A 22,831-nucleotide genomic window follows, 5' to 3' on the forward strand; every position below is an offset into this window, starting at 1 on the left:
GCAGGAGGGGTGGTCCGGGAGTCAGTACCGTGGGCCCTGTGAACTCGACGGACGACAGAACCCCGGCCGGCGCGACGCGGGAGACGCCGGTGGCCCTCCGGCTGCTGGTCGTCGGAGTACTCCTGGCCTTCGCCGTGTCGCCGACCGCGGTGCTGGTGACCCTGCTCGGATTCGGCCCGGTCCCGGCTGCCTTCGGGACGCTCAGCGCGGTGTTCGTGGGGCCGGCGGTGTCGGCGGCCTTGTTCGCGCTGGGGGAGAAGGCCCGGGACGACGGCCTGTCGCCCGCCGCCGCGTTCGGACGCGGCTACCGGCTCAACGCCGCCGACGTGCTGAAGCTGTGGCTGCCGACGCTCCTGGTCCTCGCGGTGCTGGCGTTCACCGTGGCGGACGCCCTGGCCCAGGGTGCTCCCCCCTGGGCGATCGGGCTCGGCATGGGCCTCTTCCTGCTGGTGGTGCTGTGGCTCGTCCAGGCGACGGTGATCTCGTCCTTCTTCGCGTTCCGTGGGCGCGACGTCGCCCGGCTGGCCCTGTACTTCCTCGGACGGCTGCCCCGGGTGACGCTCGTCGTCCTGGTCACGCTGGTTCTCGCGGCCATGTTCGCCTGGCTGACCTCGGTGGCGCTGCTGGCCCTCCTCGGGGTGCTGTGGGTCGCCGTCCTGCTGCGCAGCGAGAAGCCGCTGCTGGCCGAGGTGCGGCTGCGGTTCGTGGAGGGCGCGGACTGAACCCGCGTGCTCACGTCAGCCGCCGGTACGCCGTCACGGCCGCTGTGCCGAACACCGCGAGGAAGACGCCGCCCCACAGCAGCATCATGGCGACCGGCCCGGCGACGGGACCGCCGAGCAGCAGCCCTTGGCTCGCGTCGATCGCATGGCTGACGGGGTTGACGTCCGCCCAGGTGCGCAGCCAGTCGGGCATCGTCTCGGCCGGGGCGACCATGCTCGTGCCGAACACCAGCGGGAACGGCAGCAGGAACCCCACCGTCGAGACCATCGTCTCGTCCCGCAGGAGCACCGCGACGAGCACGGTGATCCAGCTCAGCGCGAACCCGAACGCGATGGCGAGACCGGCCGCCGCCGCGGCCGCCGCGGCGTTCGTCTCGACGCGGAACCCGAGCAGGTATCCCACGCCGAACAGCACGACGACGGCGATGACGTAGCGGACGGAGTCAGCGAGCACCGATCCGACCAGCAGCGAGGACCGGGACACGGGCATGCTGCGGAACCGGTCGAACACCCCTTTCTTCATATCGACGACGATGCTCATGCCGGTCGCGATCTGCCCGGCGAGCACGGTGGTGAGGATCAGGATGCCGGGGAACAGGTACTGCAGGTACTCCTGCGTCGACCCGGCGACCGCGCCCCCGAACAGGTAGACGAAGAGCACGAGGAACAGCACCGGCAGGATCAGGGCGTCCATGAGGACTCCGGGGTTGCGCCGGGTCTTGGTCAGGCTGCGCCCGGCGAGCGCGAGGCTGTGGGCGATCATGCGGGCACCGCCTCGGGTCGGGTGAGCGCGGCGAACACCTCGTCGAGGCTGGGCAGCCGCAGCGCGAGCTCGGTGACGGCGACACCGCCACGCTCGAGCTCGTGCACGATCTCGGTGAAGGTGCGTTCGTCGGCGACCGGGGCGGTCACCACGCCACGGCGCACCCGGTCGACCTCGTGCCCGGTGCTGCGCTCCACGATCCCGGCCGCCGCCGTGGTGAGGTCCGGGTCGCGGGGCCGCACGACGACGGTCTGCCCGCCGACCAGCTGTTTCAGGCCTGCGGGGGTGTCGTGCGCGATGACCCGGCCGTGGTCGATCACCGAGATCTCGTCGGCGAGCGCGTCGGCCTCCTCGAGGTACTGCGTGGTCAGCAGCACGGTCGTGCCGTCGTCGGCCAGGGAGCGGATCGTCCGCCACATCTCGTCCCGCTTGCCGGGGTCGAGGCCGGTGGTCGGTTCGTCGAGGAAGACGATGCTGGGGTCGCCCACCAGGCTGGCCGCGAGGTCGAGGCGGCGGCGCATGCCGCCGGAGTAGGTGGAGGCGCGTCGGCCGGCCGCTTCGGCGAGCCCGAACCGGTCCAGCAGACGGCGTGCACGGGCCCGGGCCTCGTCGCGGGGGAGGTCGAGCAGCCGCCCGAAGAGTACGAGGTTCTCCGTGCCGGTGAGGTCCTCGTCGACCGTCGCGTACTGGCCGGTGAGCCCGACGCGGCGCCGCACCTCGACGGCGTCGCGCACCACGTCGAGCCCGTCGACGACCGCCCGGCCGCCGTCGGGTCGCAGCAGTGTGGCGAGGATGCGGATCGCGGTCGTCTTGCCGGCACCGTTGGGTCCGAGGACGCCGAGCACGGTGCCGGGCCGGGCCTGCAGGTCGATGCCGGCGAGCGCCGTCGTCGGGCCGAACGACTTCGTCAGGCCCTCCACGTCGATGGTGTACGTCATGCTGCCGGCCCTCCTGTGGTTTGTCTCGGGGTTCGTCATGACCTCGATGCTCCGCTCGTCCGTGGCGGAAGTCGTCGTCCCGACGGCGACACCTGCCACTACCTTTCCGGCGGGCGCCGGCCGGTGCGGGTACGCCCCACGGAGCAGTCCCGGTGTGCTCCCGGTGTCGGATGCGGCCTGCGGCGGCGTCGCTCTACGCTGGCCAGATGCGCACCGACAAGGGCTGGCGCCGCTTCTACGCCATGGGTTGGCTGGTCTCGGCGGGCGTCGCCGCGGTCGCGTTCGCGCAGTGGCTCGCCTACGTGCGCGAGGTGGAGCAGCGCGCCGAGGACGCCGAACGCAGCCGCGAGGAGACGGCCCGGCGGCGGGCGGTCGAGGAACGGCTGCGCATCGCCCGCGAGCTGCACGACTCTCTGACGCACAGCATCTCGGTCATCAAGGTCCAGGCCGGCGTCGCCGCGCACCTTGCCCGCAAGCAGGGGGAGGAACCGCCGGAGGCCGTCCTGGCGATCCAGGAGGCCAGCACCGACGCCGTCCGTGAGCTTCGCTCGACCCTGGACGTGCTGCGGCGCGACGACGGCGTCACCCCGGCGAACGGTCTCGGCCGGGTCGAGGCCCTGGTCCGGCGTGCCCGCGATGCCGGGGTGCCGACGACGCTCCGGGTCGACGGGGAGCGGTGTCCGGTGCCCCACGACGTCGAGCAGACGGCGTACCGGGTGGTGCAGGAGGCACTGACCAATGTCGGCAGGCACGCCGGGCCCGCCACCGCGACGGTCCGGATCTCCTACGGCTCCGGGACGCTGACCGTGCGGGTCGACGACGACGGCCGCGGGGCTGCCCGGGCACCTGAACCGGGGCACGGGCTGACCGGGATGCGCGAACGCGTCACCGCGCTCGGTGGTCGGCTGCGTGCCGAACCGCGTGCCGAGGGCGGGTTCTCGGTGCACGCCGAGCTCCCGACGGGTCCGGGGGAGTGATCGCGTGATCCGGGTGGTGCTGGTCGACGACCAGGCACTGATCCGCTCCGGGATCCGTGCGCTGCTGGACGCCGAGGACGACATCGAGGTGGTCGCCGAGGGCGCGACAGGCCGCGAGGGCGTGGACCTCGCCGTCGAGCACCGGCCCGACATCGTGCTCATGGACGTGCAGATGCCCGTCATGGACGGGATCGAGGCGACCCGCCACATCGCCGACGACGAACGCCTGACCGACGTCCACGTCGTCGTGCTCACGAACTACGGCGTCGACGAGTACGTGTTCGACGCCCTGCGCGCGGGCGCCGGCGGGTTCATCGTCAAGGACACCGAGCCGGCCGACCTGCTCCAGGCGGTGCGGGTGGCGGTGCAGGGCGACGCGCTGCTCTCGCCGACGATCACCCGGCTGCTGATCAGCGAGTTCGTCTCCCGGCCGCCGGACAGGCTGGCGGTGGCGGGCGGGGACCTGCTCACCCAGCGGGAGCGCGAGGTCGTCGCCCTCGCCGCCCACGGACTGAGCAACCACGAGATCGCGGAGCGCATGGTGGTCAGCCCGCTGACGGCGAAGACGCACGTGAGCCGGGCGATGACCAAGCTGGGGGCGCGTGACCGGGCGCAGCTCGTCGTCTTCGCGTACCAGTCCGGCATGGTGACGCCTCCCGACCGGACGGGCTGAGCCCGATGTTGCTAGCGTGGCGCCATGACGACGTCTGAGGGTTCGCAGTTCTGGCAGCTGATGGGCGAGCAGGTGGGCCACGAGATGGCGGCGCACCAGCAGTACACGGCGATGGCCGTCTGGTTCGACGGGCACGACCTGCCGCGGCTCGCCGGGCACTTCTACCGGCAGGCGCTCGAGGAGCGCAACCACGCGATGATGTTCGTCCAGTACCACCTGGACCGTTCGCTGCCCGCGGCGATCCCGGGCACCCCGGAGGTCCGCAACGACTTCGCGGACGTGCTCGAGCCCCTGCAGCTCGCGCTCGACCAGGAGGAGCAGGTCACCCGGCAGATCGAGGCGATCTTCCGGGCGGCGCGCGACGAGGGGGACGTGCTGGGCGAGCAGTTCTTGCTGTGGTTCCTCGAGGAGCAGGTGGAGGAGGTCGCGGCGGCCAACACCCTGCTCACGGTGGCGCGCCGGGCGGGGGACAACCTGTTCGACCTGGAGAACTACGTCGCGCGCGAGTCGATCGGCGACGGCGGCGAGCCCGCGGACGCGCCGAAGGCGGCCGGCGGGGCGCTCTAAGAAGGCACCGAAGAACGCTGTGGGCGTGATTTCTGGCCCGTTTTGCCCGGAAGATCCGGGCCGAACAGGCCAGAAGTCACGCCCACAGTCCTGAACGCGTCCAGGCACCCCGGATCGGTTACCCGGGGACCTGTCTGCCTCAGCCGGCGATGTCGCCGTAGATGATGCCGCGGCCGTTGGTGGCGAGGTAGACCCGCCCGTAGATCCATGGGTCGCCGGTGATGGCGGACCCCGACCAGGCCCACTGGTGGTCGTCGTCGTTGATGCGGATCCAGCGGTTGCCGCCGTCGGTCGAGCGGTAGATGGCTGCCTTGCCGTCGATCTCCGCCGAGGTGTAGATCACCGGGTAGCCGGACTTCTTGGCCGCCTTGCCGAAACCGACCGACTCGGCCGTCTCGAACTCGGCGATGCGCTTCCAGGTGGCGCCGCCGTCCTTGGAGCGCCACATGCCGCCTTCGACGCCCTCCTTCTCGTCGCCGCGCCCGGCGAGCCAGACGTGGTTCTTGTGGCCGGGGACGGCTCGGAAGTCCTCGACGGCCGCCGGAGGCAGGCCGGTCGCCCCGGTGTCGGTGAACGTCGCGCCGCCGTCGGTGCTGCGGTAGAACGTGCCGCCGGCGACCGCGTAGAGGACCGACGGGTTGACGCGGTCGGACCGGACCCTCGCGCCCGCGGGGAGCCCCTGGACCGGGTGCCAGGTCTCGCCCAGGTCGGTGCTGTACACCGGGGTGACCTCGGTGGTGTCGGGCGACCAGACGATCGCAGATCCGTCGGTCGTGATCGCGACGGTGCCACCGTGGCCGCCGCCGGGAACGCCCTCGACGCGCGACGCGTTCCGCCAGGTCGTGCCGCGGTCGGTGGAGACGCCGACGTGGCCCTTCTCGTTGCCGTGCACGTGGCCGGTGCCGACGATGAGGTCAGGGTTGGACTGGGCGAAGTCGACGCCGGTACCGGTGGCCCAGTCGGTGTTGATCATCGCCTCGGCCCGGTCGAGGTTGTGATGGACGAAGCCGCCGACGTCGCCGACGGCGGAGGCGAGCGCGCCTCCGAGCGCCGCGAGGTCGAGGACCGCGGTCTCCTCGACGCCTTCGGCGCGCACGCCGACCGTAAACTTCTCGATCGGCAGGGCGACGCGCTGACCGGCCTCGTTCTCACCGACGAGCTCGCCTTGGGCGTCCCAGTTCGTCAGCTCCTCGGTGCCCCAGATGGTGGCGCCGGTGCCCCACATGATGCGGTCGGAGTTGTGGGGGTCGATCGCGAAGGCCTCGATCATCCACCCGTGCTTGACCGCGTACTGCGGAGCCTGGTCCTCGCGGTTCCAGGACAGCCACGGGGATCCCGAGCTGTCCATGACGAACCGGTCGGTGCGGTCCTGGCCTTCGGCGTAGTCCCAGCTGAGCGACCAGGTCTGACCCGAGTCGGTGGAGCGGTAGAGGATCTCGTCGGGCCACCAGTTGTTGCACGTGGAGGCCATGAGCGTGCCCGGGTTCTGGCGGTCGACGGTGATCCCGCCGAAGCCGGGGATCACACCTCTCGGGTTGTACCCGGGGGTGACGTCGGTCCATTCACCGGTCTGGGTGGCCAACCGCCAGATCTGACCGCCGTTGCCCGAGGCGGGCGCGCCGTTGTAAGGCCCGGGGTCATGGCTGGTGATGATGTACAGGTCACCGGTGGTGTTGTCCACGGCGGACTGCTTCGGGATGGTGCGGTTGCCGTCGACCACGCCGATGGCCTCCGCGGCACCGGGCACGGGTTGCCAGGTCGCGCCGCCGTCCTCCGAGACGTACAGCGGGTCGTCCGGGTCGGCCACACCGACGTAGATCCTGCCGCCGATCTGGTCGAAGTCGATCCAGATCACGCCCTGGTTGTCGGCGGTGTAGGGGTTCGTGGGGTTGACGACGAAGTCGCCGGCGTTCGGGAACTCCTCGACGCGCGCCCAGGTGCGGCCGTAGTCGCGCGAGCGCCACAGCCCGTTGCCGTTGGGGGTGCCGAGGTACAGCTCGGCGTTGTTAGCCGGGTTGACGACGAGGCGTTCACCCATGCCGCGACCGGGCATGTTGCCGCCCTGCTTGAACGGGAGCTGGGCGATGCCCCAGGTCTCGCCCTTGTCGTCGGAGTAGAGCACGGCGCCGTTGTGGGGGTCCCAGTCGGTGGTGTAGGTGCCGACCGCGGCGTAGACGCGGTCGGTCTCGACCGGGTCGGTGGCCACGGAGACGACACCGGAGTAGCCCCACTGGTCGCGGCCGACCCAGTCCAGGAGCGGCTTCCAGGTCCGGGAGTCCTCCTGCCACCGGTAGCAGCCGCCGATGTCGGTGCGGGCGTAGATGAGGTTGGGCTCGGTCTCGTTGAAGACGATGCCGGGCACGAAGCCGCCGCCGTTGATGATGGCGTTCTTCCACGTGTAGGCGACCGCACCCTGCGCGGGGGGCTTGGCCTGGGCCGTCGTCTGCGGGAGGCCGACCGCGACCGCGGCCGCGCCGACCGACGCGATGAAGGTGCGTCGCTTCATGATGCTCTCCTTGGGTCTGGTAACAGGGGACTGGTCTGAGGGATGGGCGCTTCAGTCGGCCGTGCCGGCGACGGCGCTGCCGTGGCGGACGATGGTGTAGGTGACGTTGTCACCGCTCCAGAAGTGGAACGTGAGCTCCACGGGTCGCTGGTCCTCGACCTCCCGGAAGAACCTCGGACGCAGGATCAGCTCGCCCGCCGCGACATCAGCCGCGAACGCGTCGTCGAACTCCTTGAAGGACGTCCAGGCGTGCGGGCCGGCGTTCGAGCCGTCGTCGAGGTAGGTCGACTCCGTGGTGGCGAGCTGGTCCCCGTCGGACGCGGTCGGGATCGCGAAGGAGTCCGTGGTTCCCGTGGCGTCCTGGAGCACCGGCGTGTCGGCACTGGCGACGTAGACGCGCCACGGGAGGCCGCGCGCGAACCGGACGTCGAGCTGGGCGCGGACCCCGTGCTCGCCGCTGCCGAGCAGTCGCTTCAACGCCGCGGACAGGGTGAGGCTGTTCCCCGAGCGCTGGTAGTCGCTGCCTTTCTTGAGCTTGGTCTTGCCCAGGTGCAGGCCGGCGAACCTGTGTCCGTACGGGTCGAGCCCGGTCGTCTGGGCGGCGACGGCACACTGCCGAGCCGGGGACGGCCGCGCTCGCGGCGAGCGCGGCCCCGACCGCCAGAGCGGACAGGGTCTTCCAGACGGTCTCTTCATCGAGATGCCTCTCGTCGCGCACTGCGGTCGGAGCGCCGTCGACTGTGTCGAAGCGACAGTGGAAACGGTGGTGGGTGCTGGTGTCTGATCGGTCGCGAGGTGCTGTGGGCGTGATCTCTGGCCCGTTTTGCCCGGATCGTCCGGGTAAAAGCGGCCAGAAATCACGCCCACAGCGTCGGGGCTACTGTCAGGTGGCCGTGCCGGTGACCGTGGTGCCGTCGCGGACGATGGTGTAGGTGAGCTTGTCACCGCTCCAGAAGTGGAACGTCAGCTCGACGGGCCGCTGGTCCGCGACGTCGTCGAAGAACCGCGGACGCAGGATGATCTGCCCAGCGGCGGTGTCGGGCGCGAACGCCGCGTCGAACTCCTTGAACGGCGTCCAGCTGTGAGGCCCGGCGTTCGAGCCGTCGTCGACGTAGGTGGCCTCCATCGTGGCGAGCCGGTCACCGTGGAAGGCGGTCGGGACCGCGAAGGCGTCGGTGGCGCCCGTCGCGTCCTGGAGCACCGGCGTGTCGGCGCTGATGATCTCGACCCGCCACGGCAGGCCGCGGGAGAACCGGAGCTCGAGCTCGGCCCGGACGCCGTGCTCGCCGCTGCCGAGCAGCCGCTGCAGCAGGGCCGGGGAGAGGGTGAGCTCGTTCCCAGAGATCGTGTAGTCCTTGTTCCTGTTGAGCTGGGACTTGCCTGCGCGCAGGCCGGTGAACTGGTGCCCATGCGGGTCGAGCGTGATCGTCTGCGCGACGACGTCGGCGGGCCGGACGAAGACCTGGTCGGTGGACGCGACGCCCGAGCGGACGGTCCAGCTCGTCGAGATGTACCGGTAGAGGTCCGGGTCCTTCCACGTCAGCGCGGTCCGGTCCAGGTGCTGGCCGTTGTCCCAGAGCATCGTCGTGACGCCGGACGTCCGCGCGAGGTAGCCCAGCTCCTCGAAGAACTTGAGCTTCTCGCCCTGCTGGATCGTGCCGGTGTGCCGGTCGAAGCCGAGGAGCCCGTACTCGCCCATGATCACCGGGACGCCGCGCGCCACGAACGTCTCGTGCAGCCGCGCGAACGAGTCCCGCAGGTGCTGCTGGGCATCGGCGTCGAAGCGGGTACCGCCGGCGACGTTCACGCTGAAGGGCCAATAACCGTAGGAGTGCGTGGTCGCGACGAGGTTCGGGTCGTCGAGCGACTCGATGGTCTCGGCGAGCGCGTCCAGACGGGGCTGCTCGTCGTTGGTGTGCAGGGTGGGCAGCACGAGCACCCGGTCGGCGTTGTTGCCGCCCGAGGAGCGCACGATCTCGTGGAACGTCACGTTCTGCTCGTGGAGCAGCGCGTCGCCCGTCGCGCTGTCGACACCGCCGGCGAACTGCGGTTCGTTGATGCTCTCGAACAGGAGCGTCTGCGGGTGGTCGGCGAACCGGTCGGCGATCTGCTCCCACAGCGCGACGTACTGTGCATCCACCTCGTCGCGGTTGTTCGGGTACTGGTTGAGCCAGATCCAGGAGTCGTGGTGCACGTCGAGCAGGACGTAGAGGTCCGCGTCGAGTGCCCAGTCGACCACCTCGTTGACACGGTCCATGAAGGCCGGCTCGACCAGGTAGTCGGGTGACCCGCCCTGGTGCTGGCCCCAGGTGACGGGGAGGCGGATGCTGTTGAAGCCCTGCGCGGAGACGCTCTCGAGCAGCTCGCGCGTGATGTGGGGGTTGCCCCAGGCGGTCTCGTCGTCGCCCAGGGCGTCGAGCGTGTTGCCGAGGTTCCAGCCCGGTTGCATCGCGGCGACGGTGCGTTCTACCGGTGTCGACGGGTCCGGGTGCCTGCCTGCTCCTGCGCTCGCGGCGGCCGGCACCGCGGCGCTCGCGGTGAGGGTCAGTCCGGCCGCGAGCGCGGTGATGGTCCTCCAGGGAGATCTGTGCACAGTCGTTGCCCTTCGTTGCGCGTGGCTGTCCAAGCGATCGACGGCGGTGTCGAAGCGCTTCGATCATCGAAGCGCAGGTGGGCGTAGTTGTCAACGCCCCTGGGCGGCTCGTCAGTGGCGAACCGTTTCGATGAAGCGGTGGCGCGGCTGCGGCCTCAGTAGATCCTGCGGCCGTTGGAGTCCGGGACCCCGGACTTGCGCCAGAAGTAGGTGGTGATCTGGTCGCGCCACTCCACGGCCGACCGGAGCTGCTCTGCGAGCCGGTCCCGCACCCGGTGCGCGACGTCGTCGGGCACCAGGTGCGCCACCTCGTCCCAGCGCTCGACCATGCGCGCCACGCGCTCGACCCCCTCGAAGTGGGTGTCGTAGACATGCTGGACGACCGACTTCCCGCTGTGCAGCACGTGGCCGTACGGCACGTGGTGGAAGAAGAGCAGCAGCTCGTCGGGGCACGTCGTCGGCGACTCGTACACGTCCCGCCACGGTGCGGCGTACTGGCCGGTGTACCCCGTGCCGGTGGCGCGGGTGCGGTCCACGCCGATGCCGTCGCGGTCGGCGAAGTGGTACGTGCCCCACGGCGTGTACTCGTAGCCGTCCACGTCGGGCCCGTAGTGGTGCCCGGGGCGCACCATGAACCCGACGCCGAGCGGGGCGGTGTACAGCTCGTACGTCTGCCATGACGCGTCGAGGATCGCGTGGATCGCCGCGCGCAGCTCGGCCGGAGCGTCGGGGAACGTCAGCGAGACCCACTCGTCCAGCACCGCCGTCGGCTCCAGGGTCGGGTCCCAGGTGAGCCGACCGTAGGCGTAGAGGTTGGCCTGCGCCAGCGGGTGCCCCGTCCAGAACCGGTCGTCACCCACGTTCGCCACGGCTGCGAACCCGCCTGCCCGGCGGCCCGGGCCGCGGCCCGAGGCGACGTCGGCCACCGTGACCGGGGTGCCGCCGTCGCGCACCGTGGAGCTGTCCCACGGCTGCCACCGCAGCACCTCGCTCCACGCCGGGCCCAGGTAGACGGCGTGCCGCTGCTGGCCGGTGTACTCCTGCGTGACCTGCAGCTCGAGCGCGACGCGCGTGCCCGGCATCGCGCTGAGCACGGGGGAGACGGGCTCACGGACCTGGAAGTCCATCGGGCCGTGCTTGACCTGCACGATCACGTTGTCCGCGAACCGGCCGTCCAACGGCGCGAAGTGGTCGTGGGCGGCCCGCGCGCGGTCCGTCGAACGGTCGCGCCAGTCCTGGGTGTGGTTGTACACGAAGGCGCGCCAGTGGATCAGGCCCTCGTGCGGGGCGACGGCCGCGGCGAGCATGTTCGCACCGTCGGCGTGGTCGCGCCCGTGGGCGAACGGGCCGGGCTGGCCCTCGGAGTCGGCCTTGACGACGAACCCGCCGAAGTCCGGGATCGCCGTCCAGACCTTGTCGGCCGCGGCGCGCCACCAGTCGCGCACGGCCGGGTCGAGCGGGTCCGACGTGGGCAGACCGCCGAGCGTCGTCGGCGCGGCGAAGCTCACGGACAGGTGGGTGCGCACGCCGTAGGGACGCAGGGCGGCGGCGATGCGGGCGACCTCGGGCAGGTCGTCGGTGAGCAGGCGGGCCTCGCGGGCGTGCACGTTGACGTTGTTGATGCTGACGCGGTCGATGCCGACGGCGGCGAGCAACCGCGCGTACGCGGTGACCCGGGACAGGTCTGTGCGCACCCGGCCGGCGTCGTAGAAGACGGAGCCGCCCGCGTAGCCCCGCTCGACCTGGCCCATGACGGGGTGGACGTCGACGTTGTCCCAGTGGTCGAGCATGCGCAGGGCGCTCGCGGGGGCGTGCGACTCGTCGGTGCTCGGCGCGTCGAGCGCGGCCACGCTGAGGCGCACCACGTGGAAGTAGCCGTGCAGGAGCGCGGTCGGGCTGGCCGCGGTGACGGTCACCCGGCCGTCGTGGCGCACCAGCCGGAACCCGGGTGCGCTCGATGCCGTCAGGCGCAGGAGGAGGTCCGGGCTGTCGTCCGGCCCGACGACGGCACCGCCGTGCGCCGTCGTCGCCCGGCCGAGCTCGGTCTCCAGCGTGGCGAGCACCGCGGCGTCGGCCGGAGGTGCGCCGGCGGCGTCGGCCGCGAGCGCGAGTCGACGGCTACCGACGGTGCGCAGTGCTGTGTCGGGCAGCCAAGCGGGGTGGAAATCGTTGTCGAACACGGCGAGGCTCTCCTTCGAGCGACGAGCGAACTGTTGTGGGCGCGATTTCTGGGGGCTACAGACTGACAAAACGGTCAGAACGGGCCAGAAATCGCGCCCACAACGCTATCGGGGGCTGGGGTAGGCGGCTTGGGGGAGGCGGTAGGCGAGGTCCTCCGCGGTCTTGACCGCCTCGTCGAGCTCGAGGCGGTGCTCGGCGACCAGACGCGCCAGATAGCCCGCGTCCACGCGGCGGGCGAGGTCGTGGCGGGCCGGGATCGAGCAGAAGGCACGCGTGTCGTCCACGAAGCCGCTCATGTTGCTGAAGCCCGCCGTCTCGGTCGCCGCCTCGCGGAACCGTCGCATCGCGTCCGGGGCGTCCAGGAACCACCACGGGGCGCCCAGCTTCAGCGCCGGGTAGACGCCGGCCAGCGGGGCGAGCTCACGCGAGTACACGTCCTCGTCCACCGTGAACGCGATCATCCGGAAGTTCGGGTGGTGCCCGAACGCGTCGAGCACCGGGCGCAGCGACCGGGTGAACTCCGTGACGACCGGGATGTCGTACCCCTTGTCCGGACCGAACGCGGCGAACGGTGCGGAGGCGTGGTTGCGCAGCACGCCGGGGTGGAGCTGCATGACGAGGCCGTCCTCGGCGGACATCGCGGCCATCTGGAACAGCATGTGCCCGCTGAACGCCTGCGCCTCGGCGGCCGTGACGGTCCCGGCGAGCGCAGCGTCGAACACTCGCCGCGCCTCGCCGTCGTCGAGCGGCGTCGTGTCCGCGGCGAGGTGGCCGTGGTCGGTCGCCCGGGCGCCGGCCTCGACGAACCGTCGGCGCTGGACGCGCAGCGCCTCCAGGTAGGACTCGTAGGATCCGATCTCGACGTCCGCGGCACGAGCGAGCAGCTCGACCTCGTCGCGCCAGGTCGTCCGGTCGACGTGCAGCAGCGGGTCAGGGCGGAAGGTGGGCAGCACCTGCTCCCCGTAGCCGTCCTTGGCGAGGCGCGCGTGGTCCTCCAGGTCGGCCCAGGCCGGGTCGGTCGTGGCGATGACCTCGATGTTGAAGGTGTCCAGCAGCGCTCGCGGGCGGAAGTCCGGCGCAGCGATCCGGGCGGCGACCTGGTCGTAGATCGCATCGGCGGTCTCGGCCGACGGGCGCTGGGTGACGCCGAAGATCTCCACGAACGCGTGCTCGAGCCAGTACCGCGTCGGGGTGCCGCGGAAGTGCTGCCAGCCGGCGCAGAACCGGCGCCAGATCTCGCGTGGGTCGGACTCCACCGGCTCGGTGTCGGAGGAACCGACGCCGAGCCGCGGCAGCGTCTCACCCTGGGAGACCAGCATGCGCGTGAGGTAGTGGTCGGGGACCACGAAGAGCTGGGCGGGGTCGCCGAACGACGTGTCCTGCGCGAACCACTCGACCGGGACGTGGCCGTGCATGGTCACGATCGGCAGGCCCTTGGTCGCCGAGTAGACCTCGCGCGCGATGGCTCGGGTGGTCGGTTCTGCAGGCAGCGCCCGGTCAGGGTGCAGGGTCCACGGCTCGCTCACGTACGCCTCCTCGTCGAGAATGTGACAACGTTTGCATGGTACGCGGTCATCAGCGATCACGCCATGCGCTGAACGCGCTATCCTGGCGTTCGACAGCGCAGTTGCAAACGTTCGCAAGCTGGTGAGGAGGGCCCCGTGGTCACGGTGCACGACGTCGCCCGGGTGGCCGGGGTGTCCATCTCCACCGTCTCGCGGGCCCTGGCCACGCCCGAGAAGGTCGCCGGTCCGACGCGGGACCGCGTGGAGCGGGCCGCCCGTGACCTCGACTACCGCCCCAACCGTGCTGCCGCCGTCCTGCGTGCCGGTCGGTCAGGCGCCTACGGGCTGGTCGTCCCCGACCTGGCGAACCCCTACTTCGCCGCGGTCGCCAAGGGCGCGCAGGCACGCGCCCGCGAGCTCGGCGCGGGGCTGTTCATCGTGGACACCGACGAGGACCCGGACCTCGAGGCCGAGGCCATCGGTGCCCTCGCCCCGCAGACGGACGGCGTGGTGCTGTGCTCGCCCCGCGCCGCGGACCGGGCGCTCGGGGCGCTCGCCGGGCGTCCCGTGGTCCTCGTCAACCACGCCGTCGACGGCGTGCCCGCCGTCGAGGCCGACCATCGCGGTGGCATGCGGCGCGCCCTGGAGCACCTCCGCGCACTCGGTCACCGTCGCGTCGCGTACGTGGGAGGCCCCGAACGTTCCTGGAGCGACCACCGTCGTCGAGCCGGGCTGGCCGACGCGTCCGCCGCCTACGACGACGTCGAGATCGTGGAGGTCGGTTCGTTCCGACCGCAGGTGGAAGGCGGCCAGGCGGCGGCGGACCTCGTCATCGCCTCCGGCGCCACCGCCGTGATCACGTTCAACGACCTCGTCGCCGTCGGCCTCGTCGACCGGTTGCGCGCGCGTGGCCTCGACGTCCCGCGCAATCTCTCTGTCGTCGGGTGCGACGACTCCTACGTCGCGTCCCTCGTCACCCCGCCCCTGACCACCCTGAGCGTCGACCTGCACAGGCTCGGCCGGGCCGCCGTCGACCATCTGGTCGCCACGGCAGCGGGGCGGCGAGGTGGGGAGGGCGTCGCACCGGACAGGCCGGCGCTCGACGTCGAGCTCGTGGTGCGTTCGTCCACCGCGCCCCCCGTCCCCGACCTCACCCGAGGAGCACCGTGAACGACCGTCTGCACCGCCACGCCGTCCCTGCCGATCTCGCGCCGCCGCTGTGCCCGGAGTCGGTGGGCATCGTCCACCTGGGCATCGGCGCGTTCCATCGTGCCCATCAGGCCGTGTTCACCGAGCTCGCTGCGCGCTCCACCGGTGACCTGCGGTGGGGCATCCTGGGTGTGACGCAGCGGTCCGCCGCCGTGCGGGACCAGCTCGGGCCGCAGGGCGGGGTGTACTCCGTCCTCACCGCCGGGCGTGAGGAGTCGTCGCTGGACCTCGTCGGGTCGGTGCTCGACGTGGCGTGGCCGGCCGAGGAGACGCCCCGCGTGCTGGCGACGATCGCCGCGCCGACCACCCACGTGGTCACGCTGACCGTGACCGAGAAGGGGTACTGCCGGGACGCGGCGGGGGCGCTGGACCTCGAGCTGGTACGGCCCGACCTCGACGCCCTGCGGGCCGAGCATGCCGCGGGCGCGGACCAGGCCGCCGGCGATGCGCGGGCGCAGAACTGCCCGGCGGCATCGAGCGCGATCGGGCTGCTCGTCCGCGGTCTGGCCACGCGCTACCGCGCCGCCCGCGTGGCCGGCGAGGTGCTGCCGCTGACCGTGCTCACCTGCGACAACATGGTCGACAACGGTCGGGTGCTGGAGGGCCTCGTGCGATCGGCCCTGGATGCCGCCGTGCCGGGTGACGCCGGGCTGCGGGCCTGGCTCGACGCGCACGTGACGTTCCCCTGCTCGATGGTCGACCGCATCGTGCCGGCCACGACCTCCGAGCAGCGCGACGCCGTCGAGCAGCAGCTCGGGGTGCGTGACGAGGGCCTGGTGGTCGGCGAGCCGTACCGCCAGTGGGTCATCGAGGACAGGTTCGCCGGCCCGCGGCCCGCCTGGGAGCACGCCGGGGCGACGCTCACGGACGACGTCGCCGTCTGGGAGCGTGCCAAGCTGCGGCTGCTCAACGGGACCCACTCGCTGCTGGCCTACGCGGGCCGGCTGGCAGGGCACGTGACGATGGCGGACGCCGTCACGGACCCGGCGATCGGTGCCCGTGCCCGCCAGCTGCTCTTCGATGACGCCCTGGTGACGCTCGACGCCCCGGCGGGCGCGGACCTACGGGCCTACGGCGAGTCCCTGCTGGAGCGGTTCGCGAACCCGGCGACCGGGCACACCACGGTGCAGGTCTCGATGGACGGCACCCAGAAGATCCCGTACCGCTGGGGCGGCACGATCGTGGATCGGCTGGCCGCGGGCGCCGTCCCGCACGGCGCGGCGTACGCGCTGGCCGCGTGGTCCGAGGTGGTGCGGCGCGAGGCCGTCGCCGGCCGGCTCGTCGACGACCCGCGGGCGGCCGAGCTGCGCGACGTCGCCGCGGCCGTCGGGGGCGGTGCTGTCGAGGAGGCCCGGCCCGAGGACGTGGCGCGTGCGCTCACGGCGCTGCCCGGGCTGCTGCCCGGTGGCGCGGGGTCGGACCCTGGCCTGCTCGACGCCGTCGCGGGCGAGGTCACGCAGCTCCTCGGCGCTGCTCCGGCGCCGGCGAGGTAGCGCACCTCCGGTCCAGGTAGCGCTCGGCCGGCGCGAGGTAGCGCACTGCCGGTCCCAGACCACCGAGGCTGCCGATGTGACCGCTCACATCTTCCCCGTGCCCGGGGGTGCCCCCGCTGCGCTCCCTCGTGCGCTCGTTGCCGGATCGTGATGAAGCGCTTTCCCAAGGGGGGTGGACATCGACGCTCAGACCTGTATTGTATCGTTTCAAGTCGACGGGACAGAGGGGCCACAGGGGGCTTCCTCGGCGTCGACGTCCTGAGCAAGGAGGCTCCGATGAGGATCACGCGCAAGGCCGCAGGTGCGGCCGCCGCGACTGCCACGGTCGCTCTCGTCCTGACCGCATGCAGCGGTGGCGACACCGGTTCCGACGACGGCGAGGCCGGCGACGTCACGCTGAACGTCGCGTGGTGGGGCAACGACGACCGTGCCGACAAGTACGAGGAGTCCATCGCCCTCTTCGAAGAGGCGAACCCGAACATCACCGTCCAGAGGCAGTTCCAGGCCTGGGACGACTACTGGACCGCTCGCAACACCGAGGCGGCCGGTCAGGCCCTGCCCGACGTGTTCCAGATGGACCTGTCGTACCTGCGCCAGTATGGCGGCACCGGTCAGCTTGCCGACCTGTCGGACCAGGTCGGCAGCGCGATCGACACCTCGGGCTTCGAGGAGGCGCTCCTCGAGGCCGGGCAGATCGACGGCGCCCAGTACGGCATCCCCACGTCGCAGAACACGCTCGCGATGTTCTACAACGGCGACGTGCTCGAGCAGATCGGCGTCGAGCCGCTCGAGGAGGGCTACACCTGGGAGGACTTCAACGCCTTCATCGCCGAGGCCTCCGAGGCCGGTGACGGCGAGGACCCGGCCATCTACGGGTCCGGTGACTACACGGGCACGTTCTGGTTCTTCGCGCAGTGGCTGATCCAGCAGGGCGTCCAGCCCTTCACCGAGGACGGTCAGCTCAACTTCGACGAGTCGCACGCCACCGAGTTCCTCAACCTGGCGAGCGACCTGCGCGAGGCCGGGCAGCTCTTCCCGACCGACCGTGCGACGCAGCTCGCCCCGCTGAGCGGCTTCACCTCCAACGAGGTCGCGGCCGAGGCCAGCTGGGACAACTTCCTCGCGGGCTACGTCTCGGACGCCGGCACGGAGAACATCCACATGCTCCCGATGCCGTCGGGTGCCAACGGCCCGCAGCAGTTCTGGAAGCCGTCGATGTTGCTCTCCTCGAGCGCGAACTCGGACCACCCGGAGGAGGCCGCCGCACTCATCAGCTTCCTCGTCAACGACCCCGAGGTCGGCGAGATCTTCGGCACCTCGAAGGGCGTGCCCGCCGTGGCCGCCCAGCGTGACGCCATGAACGTCGAGGAGGGCTCGATCGACGCGACCGTGCTCGCCTACGAGGAGTCGGTGGCTCCGGACGTCACCGAGACCGCCCCGCTGCCGGTCGAGGGCTTCGGGTCCATCGAGGCCGAGTGGATGCGGCTCGCCGAGGAGCTCGGCTACGGCAACATCACGGTCGACCAGTTCGTCGAGCAGTGGTTCGCCGCCGCCGCCGACACCGTCGGTCAGTCCTGACACTCTCGACGTAGCATGCGGTCCCGCGCCTCGTGGCGCGGGACCGCATGCACCGGAGGTTCCACCATGTCTTCACCTCAGTCCGCTTCAGCGAGCGGCATGACGGTCGCCGCACCGGCGCAGCATCTGCAGCGCACCGACGCCGAGACGCCGCTGAAGCAGAAGCCTCAGCGCAAGTACAGCCGGGCGGACACCCGTGCGGGGTTCGCGTTCCTGTCGCCGTGGATCCTGGGATTCGTGGGGTTGACGGCGTTCCCGATGCTGGCGTCGTTGTACCTGGCGTTCACGGACTACAACCTGTTCACCTCCCCGACGTGGGTGGGGTGGGACAACTTCGTGAACCTCTTCAACGACCCCCGGTTCATCCAGTCGGCGCAGGTGACTGCGGGTTATGTGCTGCTGGGCACGCCGATCAAGCTGGCCTCTGCGCTGGCGGTCGCGATGCTGCTGAACATGAAGCAGCGCGGTCAGGGCGCGTACCGGTCGATCTTCTACGCTCCGTCGTTGATCGGTGCGAGCGTGTCGATCGCGATCGTGTGGAAGGTGATGTTCACCAACGACGGGATCGTGGACCGCATCCAGCAGATGGTCGGTATCAACATCGGTGGCTGGGTGGGCAACCCCGCGATGAGCCTGCCGATGCTGATCCTGCTGGCGGTGTGGGGCTTCGGTGCGCCGATGGTGATCTTCCTGGCGGGCCTCAAGCAGATCCCGGCCGAGCTGTACGAGGCCGCCGAGTGCGACGGTGCGGGCCCGGTGCGCAAGTTCGTCAACATCACGATGCCGATGCTGTCCCCGGTGCTGTTCTTCAACCTGCTGCTGGAGACGATCGGCGCGTTCCAGGTGTTCAACTCGGCGTTCATCATCTCCGGCGGTACCGGCGGGCCGGCCGGCTCGACCATGTTCTACACCCTGTACCTGTACCTGCGTGGTTTCCAGGACTTCAAGATGGGCTATGCCTCGGCGATGGCCTGGGTCCTGGTCATCGTGGTCGCGCTGATCACGCTGATCTTGTTCCGCACGTCCAAGGGATGGGTCCACTACACCGGAGACGAACGATGACCACACTCACCGCAGCCCCGGACACCCCGTCGGTCGACAACGAGGCGATCGCTCGCCGCGCCGCGGCGAAGAACCGCCGCCGCGTCAAGGCGGTCGTCTTCCACCTCGTGGCCCTCGCGGCGACCATCGTGGTCCTCTACCCCGCGGCGTGGATGGTCTTCGCATCGATGAAGCCCAACTCCGACATCATCGGCAACACCCAGCTGCTGCCCGACGTGTGGACGATCGAGCACTACGTCTCGGCGCTGTCGGGCATCGGTGGGGTCTCGTTCTGGACGTTCTTCGGCAACTCGATGACGCTGGCCGTGCTCAGCGTGGTCGGCACCGTGCTGTCCTCGACCGTGGCGGCCTACGCGTTCGCCCGCATCAGCTTCCCGGGCCGCAACGCGATGTTCGCGGTGATGATCGGCACGCTGCTGCTGCCGTTCCACGTCACGATCATCCCGCAGTACATCCTGTTCAACAATCTCGGGATGGTGAACACCTACATCCCGCTGCTGGCGCCGAAGTTCCTCGCCGCCGAGGCGTTCTTCATCTTCCTGATGATCCAGTTCATCCGCGGTATCCCTCGCTCCCTGGACGAGGCCGCACGCATCGACGGCTGCGGGCACGGCCGCACCTTCTGGCGGATCATCCTGCCCCTGATGCGCCCCGCGATCGTGACCAGCTCCATCTTCACGTTCATCTGGTCGTGGAACGACTTCCTCGGCCCTCTGCTCTACCTCAAGAGCCCCAGCCTCTACACCATGCCCATCGCGCTGCGTCAGTACGTCGACCAGACGTCGGTGTCCGACTACGGCGCCCAGATGGCCATGGCCGTCCTGGCTCTGCTGCCCGTGATGATCTTCTTCGTCATCTTCCAGCGGTTCCTCATCAACGGCGTCGCCACCCAGGGCATCAAGGGCTGACATGGCGGCCCGCCCGCACGACCCCGAGGCACCCCGGCCACGCCGCCGGGGTGCCTCCGGGGGCATGCTGCGCAGCCTGCACCTCTTCGCCGAGGTCGCGATCACCGGCGTCCTGGTCGCCGTGGGCTCGCTCGCACTGGTCACCCTGGTGCCCTCGCTGGCCGCCGGTGTGGCACACCTGCGCCGAGAGCTCTCGGGCCGTGAGACGACGGTCCGCCGCTTCGTCGTCGAGTGGTGGGCGGCGGTCCGCTCGCTGTGGCTGCTGGGCCTGGCGGTCGTCGCGCTGTCCGTGCTGCTCGTCGGCGACTGGCAGCTCGCCACCTCGGGGATCGTCCCCGGCGCGGCCGTCGTCGCCACCGTGGTCGCGCTCTTCGCCGCCGGAGCTGTCGCCGTCGTCCTGCGGGCCGTCGGCGTCTGGTCCGACGACGACGGCGAGCCTGACCCGGGCATGACCGCGCGCCCTGCGCTGTCGGTCGCCGCCGAGCGCTCCACCGACGACCTGACCGGGGCCGCCCTGCTGGCTGCTGCCGTCGTCATGGCGGCCACCCTGGTCTGGATGCTCATACCGCTCGTCCTCGTGGTGGGCGGGCTGCTGGCTCTGGCCGTCGTCGGCGTCGAGGTGCGCCGCCGATCGCTGCCGAACACCTGATACTTCCCCGCCCGAGAGGTGGGGGAAAGGCCCGTCGAAACCCGGCGGGCCTCGCGAGTGCACTGATTGCAACGATGCAAGGAGGATGCGAGCGATGAAGATCACTCAGACGACGGCCTGCGCCGTCGCTGCGGCGACCGCCGGGGCGTTGGCCCTGGGGTCGGCGGCCACGGCCGCTCCCGGAGGGCACCACGGCCCGCCGGGGCACGACCGGGACGAGGGGATCGTCCTGGAGGACCTGGACCGTGGCCTGGTCGCGGCGAGCACCAGCGAGGGCGTCTTCCTCAGCTGGCGACTGCTCGGGCACGAGGTCACCGGCGCCACGGACACAGGGATGGACGGCGTCGACTTCGTCGTCTACCGCGACGGCCAGAGGATCGCCACGGTCACCGACTCGACCAACTACGTGGACGCCGACGGCGAGTCGACGTCGCGCTACGCCGTCGCGCCGGTGAGCAGCACCGGCCACCCGGGCAAGGGGCACGCGAAGGGCAAGGAGGGGCGCAAGAGCGAGACCGTCGTGCCCTGGGCCGACGGTCACCTCGACATCCCGCTGAACAAGCCGGACGACGGTGTCACGCCGGTCGGGGAGGAGTACACCTATCGCGCCAACGACGCGTCCGTCGCCGACCTGACGGGCGACGGCACCTACGAGGTGATCGTCAAGTGGGACCCGTCCAACTCCAAGGACGTGTCGCAGAAGGGGTACACCGGCAACCAGTACCTCGACGCGTACACCCTCGACGGTGAGCAGCTCTGGCGCATCGACCTCGGGGTGAACATCCGCGCCGGGGCGCACTACACGCAGTTCCCCGTGTACGACTTCGACGGTGACGGACGGGCCGAGGTCATGGTCAAGACCGCGCCCGGCACCAAGGCCACCACGTACCGCGACGGCCGACCGACGGCCGAGAGGTACGTGAAGATCCCCCAGGCCGACCGCAAGGCCGGGGTCACGCACGCCGACGACTACCGGTACAGCGCGGACGACTACTACGAGCACGTCGTGGAGATGTTCCGCGACTGGGCGGACTACCCCGAGGTGACCAGCGGTGAATGGCCTGCCACGCTCGAGGAGGCGTTCGGCATCGAGCCGCGGTACGACTACCCGCTGACGGACGCGGACGCGCGCGAGATGGCCGACTACTTCATGGACGTCTACGCCCCGGAGCGTTCGGGCCGCAACGACCTGCGCACCTTCGAAGGGTTCGTCATCTCCGGCCCCGAGTACCTGTCGGTGTTCGACGGCCGCAGCGGGCGCCCGCTGGAGACCGTCGACTACGAGCCGGAGCGGTTCGACGACGGTCTGCGCTGGGGCGACTACGCGATGAGCCGCATCGAACCGGGCAACCGCGTCGACCGGTTCCTGGCCGGTGTGGCCTATCTCGACGGCGAGACACCGTCGGCCGTGTTCGCCCGTGGGTACTACACCCGCTCGACCATCGCCACGTACGACTGGGACGGCAAGCGCCTGACCCAGCGCTGGATGGTGGACTCCGGCTGGACGCCGATGTCGAACCCGTTCAACGACGGGCCCCACGGGACGCTGGGTACCGACCCGGAGTTCGGGTCCATCACGACGCAGGGCTTCCACTCGATGTCCGCGGCCGACGTGGACGGTGACGGCAAGCAGGAGATCGTCTACGGCTCGGCGACGATCGATCACGACGGCTCGCTGCTGTACTCGTCGTTCGACACCCTGCCCGAGGGGTCTGCGGACCCGGGAGCCTGGGCCGGGCTCGGTCACGGCGACGCCATGCACGTGACGAACATCGATCCGTCCCGACCGGGTCTGGAGATCTGGACCTGTCACGAGGGCGGCGCCTGGGCGCCGTACGGTTCTGTCCTGCGGGACGCCGCGACGGGTGAGGTGCTGTTCGGTGCGTACTCCGGCCGGGACACCGGTCGTTGCATGATCGGCGACGTCCGCCCGGACGTGCCCGGGTTCGAGCTGTGGGCGGCGATGCCGGACGGTACCGATGCGTCGGGCACGTTGAGCGCGACGGGGGAGCAGCTCGCGGCGGGCACCCCCGGGACCAACCAGTCCGTGCGCTGGGCTGCCGACGGGACGACGCAGATCATCGAGGGTGCGATCGATGAGACGCCACGGATCGTGGACGTCGCTCGGGGGACCGTCCTGGAGCTCGAGGGAACCCTGACCAACAACCATACGAAGGGCAACCCGTCGCTGGTCGCGGACATCTTCGGTGACTGGCGCGAAGAGGTGATGGTGCGCACGGAGGACTCCTCCGCGCTGCGGATCTACCTCTCCACCGAGGTCACGGACACGAAGATGTACACGCTGATGCACGACCCGCAGTACCGGGTGGAGGTCGCGCGCCAGCAGACCTCGTACAACCAGCCGTCGTACCCGGGCTTCTACCTGGCCTCGGACACGGACTGGTCGCAGGTGCCCGTGCCGGGCTCGGCCGGGTGAGCCGACCCTGACGCCTTGCCGGTCCGCGCACGGTGCACGCACCGTGCGCGGACCGGCGTGGAGCGTCCGC

18 protein-coding genes are annotated in these 22,831 nt (G+C 70.8%); 11 read left to right on the top strand and 7 right to left on the bottom strand.

Going from position 1 to position 22,831, the window contains the following annotated elements; all coding sequences use genetic code 11:
• Window positions 1–38: 38 nt before the first annotated feature.
• Window positions 39–722, top strand: coding sequence for a glycosyltransferase (locus PZC42_RS02345; protein ID WP_277207983.1), 684 nt, complete (start codon window positions 39–41; stop codon window positions 720–722).
• Between the two features lie 10 nt (window positions 723–732).
• On the opposite strand, the gene PZC42_RS02350 is transcribed toward PZC42_RS02345, so the two are convergent.
• Both PZC42_RS02350 and PZC42_RS02355 read right to left on the bottom strand, forming a co-directional pair.
• Window positions 733–1,485, bottom strand: a complete 753-nt coding sequence (locus PZC42_RS02350) for an ABC transporter permease (protein ID WP_277207984.1) — start codon at window positions 1,483–1,485, stop codon at window positions 733–735.
• Window positions 1,482–2,423 (bottom strand): ATP-binding cassette domain-containing protein, encoded by a 942-nt coding sequence (locus PZC42_RS02355; protein ID WP_277207985.1) that lies wholly within the window; start codon window positions 2,421–2,423, stop codon window positions 1,482–1,484. The genes PZC42_RS02350 and PZC42_RS02355 overlap by 4 nt, the downstream gene beginning before the upstream one ends.
• A 206-nt stretch (window positions 2,424–2,629) precedes the next feature.
• Here PZC42_RS02355 and PZC42_RS02360 point away from each other — a divergent pair, with 206 nt between their 5' ends.
• From PZC42_RS02360 to PZC42_RS02370, 3 genes are read left to right on the top strand one after another with little or no spacing between them, the layout of a single operon-like run.
• Complete coding sequence (locus tag PZC42_RS02360; protein ID WP_277207986.1) at window positions 2,630–3,400, top strand: sensor histidine kinase; 771 nt, start codon at window positions 2,630–2,632, stop codon at window positions 3,398–3,400.
• 4 nt (window positions 3,401–3,404) lie between these two features.
• Window positions 3,405–4,073: a response regulator gene (locus tag PZC42_RS02365; RefSeq protein WP_277207987.1), complete on the top strand. Its 669-nt coding sequence runs from the start codon at window positions 3,405–3,407 to the stop codon at window positions 4,071–4,073.
• A gap of 24 nt (window positions 4,074–4,097) precedes the next feature.
• Window positions 4,098–4,640, top strand: a complete 543-nt coding sequence (locus PZC42_RS02370; protein ID WP_277207989.1) for a ferritin — start codon at window positions 4,098–4,100, stop codon at window positions 4,638–4,640.
• A gap of 139 nt (window positions 4,641–4,779) precedes the next feature.
• Here the strand turns inward: PZC42_RS02370 and PZC42_RS02375 are convergent, their stop codons facing one another.
• The 5 genes from PZC42_RS02375 to uxaC all read right to left on the bottom strand — a co-directional run bounded on the left by PZC42_RS02375 (window position 4,780) and on the right by uxaC (window position 13,446).
• Window positions 4,780–7,146: a sialidase family protein gene (locus PZC42_RS02375; protein WP_277207990.1), complete on the bottom strand. Its 2,367-nt coding sequence runs from the start codon at window positions 7,144–7,146 to the stop codon at window positions 4,780–4,782.
• A 51-nt stretch (window positions 7,147–7,197) separates the two neighbouring features.
• Window positions 7,198–7,842, bottom strand: coding sequence for a X2-like carbohydrate binding domain-containing protein (locus PZC42_RS02380; protein WP_277207991.1), 645 nt, complete (start codon window positions 7,840–7,842; stop codon window positions 7,198–7,200).
• A 187-nt stretch (window positions 7,843–8,029) separates the two neighbouring features.
• Entirely contained in the window at window positions 8,030–9,739 is a 1,710-nt protein-coding gene (locus PZC42_RS02385; RefSeq protein WP_277207992.1) for a cellulase family glycosylhydrolase, read from the bottom strand.
• A gap of 155 nt (window positions 9,740–9,894) precedes the next feature.
• Complete coding sequence (locus tag PZC42_RS02390; protein WP_277207994.1) at window positions 9,895–11,919, bottom strand: alpha-glucuronidase; 2,025 nt, start codon at window positions 11,917–11,919, stop codon at window positions 9,895–9,897.
• Window positions 11,920–12,024: 105 nt separating this feature from the next.
• The gene (uxaC, locus tag PZC42_RS02395; protein WP_277207996.1) at window positions 12,025–13,446 is read right to left on the bottom strand and encodes a glucuronate isomerase; all 1,422 of its coding nucleotides are present in this window, start codon (window positions 13,444–13,446) and stop codon (window positions 12,025–12,027) included.
• A gap of 135 nt (window positions 13,447–13,581) precedes the next feature.
• Between uxaC and PZC42_RS02400 the strand changes: the two genes are divergently transcribed.
• The 7 genes from PZC42_RS02400 (at window position 13,582) to PZC42_RS02430 (ending at window position 22,761) form a co-directional block, all read left to right on the top strand.
• Window positions 13,582–14,595, top strand: a complete 1,014-nt coding sequence (locus tag PZC42_RS02400; RefSeq protein ID WP_277207997.1) for a LacI family DNA-binding transcriptional regulator — start codon at window positions 13,582–13,584, stop codon at window positions 14,593–14,595.
• Window positions 14,592–16,127 carry a mannitol dehydrogenase family protein gene (locus PZC42_RS02405; RefSeq protein ID WP_277207998.1) on the top strand — a complete coding sequence of 512 codons (1,536 nt, stop codon included), beginning with the start codon at window positions 14,592–14,594 and terminating at the stop codon, window positions 16,125–16,127. The genes PZC42_RS02400 and PZC42_RS02405 overlap by 4 nt, the downstream gene beginning before the upstream one ends.
• A gap of 276 nt (window positions 16,128–16,403) precedes the next feature.
• On the top strand, window positions 16,404–17,705 hold the full coding sequence (locus PZC42_RS02410; protein WP_277208001.1) for an ABC transporter substrate-binding protein: 1,302 nt from the start codon (window positions 16,404–16,406) through the stop codon (window positions 17,703–17,705).
• A 66-nt stretch (window positions 17,706–17,771) separates the two neighbouring features.
• On the top strand, window positions 17,772–18,767 hold the full coding sequence (locus PZC42_RS02415; RefSeq protein ID WP_277208003.1) for a carbohydrate ABC transporter permease: 996 nt from the start codon (window positions 17,772–17,774) through the stop codon (window positions 18,765–18,767).
• On the top strand, window positions 18,764–19,675 hold the full coding sequence (locus PZC42_RS02420; RefSeq protein ID WP_277208005.1) for a carbohydrate ABC transporter permease: 912 nt from the start codon (window positions 18,764–18,766) through the stop codon (window positions 19,673–19,675). Before PZC42_RS02415 ends, PZC42_RS02420 begins: the two co-directional genes overlap by 4 nt.
• A 1-nt stretch (window position 19,676) precedes the next feature.
• On the top strand, window positions 19,677–20,324 hold the full coding sequence (locus PZC42_RS02425) for a hypothetical protein (protein ID WP_277208007.1): 648 nt from the start codon (window positions 19,677–19,679) through the stop codon (window positions 20,322–20,324).
• A gap of 94 nt (window positions 20,325–20,418) precedes the next feature.
• On the top strand, window positions 20,419–22,761 hold the full coding sequence (locus tag PZC42_RS02430; protein WP_277208011.1) for a rhamnogalacturonan lyase: 2,343 nt from the start codon (window positions 20,419–20,421) through the stop codon (window positions 22,759–22,761).
• The last annotated feature ends 70 nt before the right edge of the window (window positions 22,762–22,831 follow it).

The organism is Isoptericola croceus, assembly GCF_029382255.1.
GTDB lineage: Bacteria > Actinomycetota > Actinomycetes > Actinomycetales > Cellulomonadaceae > Isoptericola > Isoptericola croceus.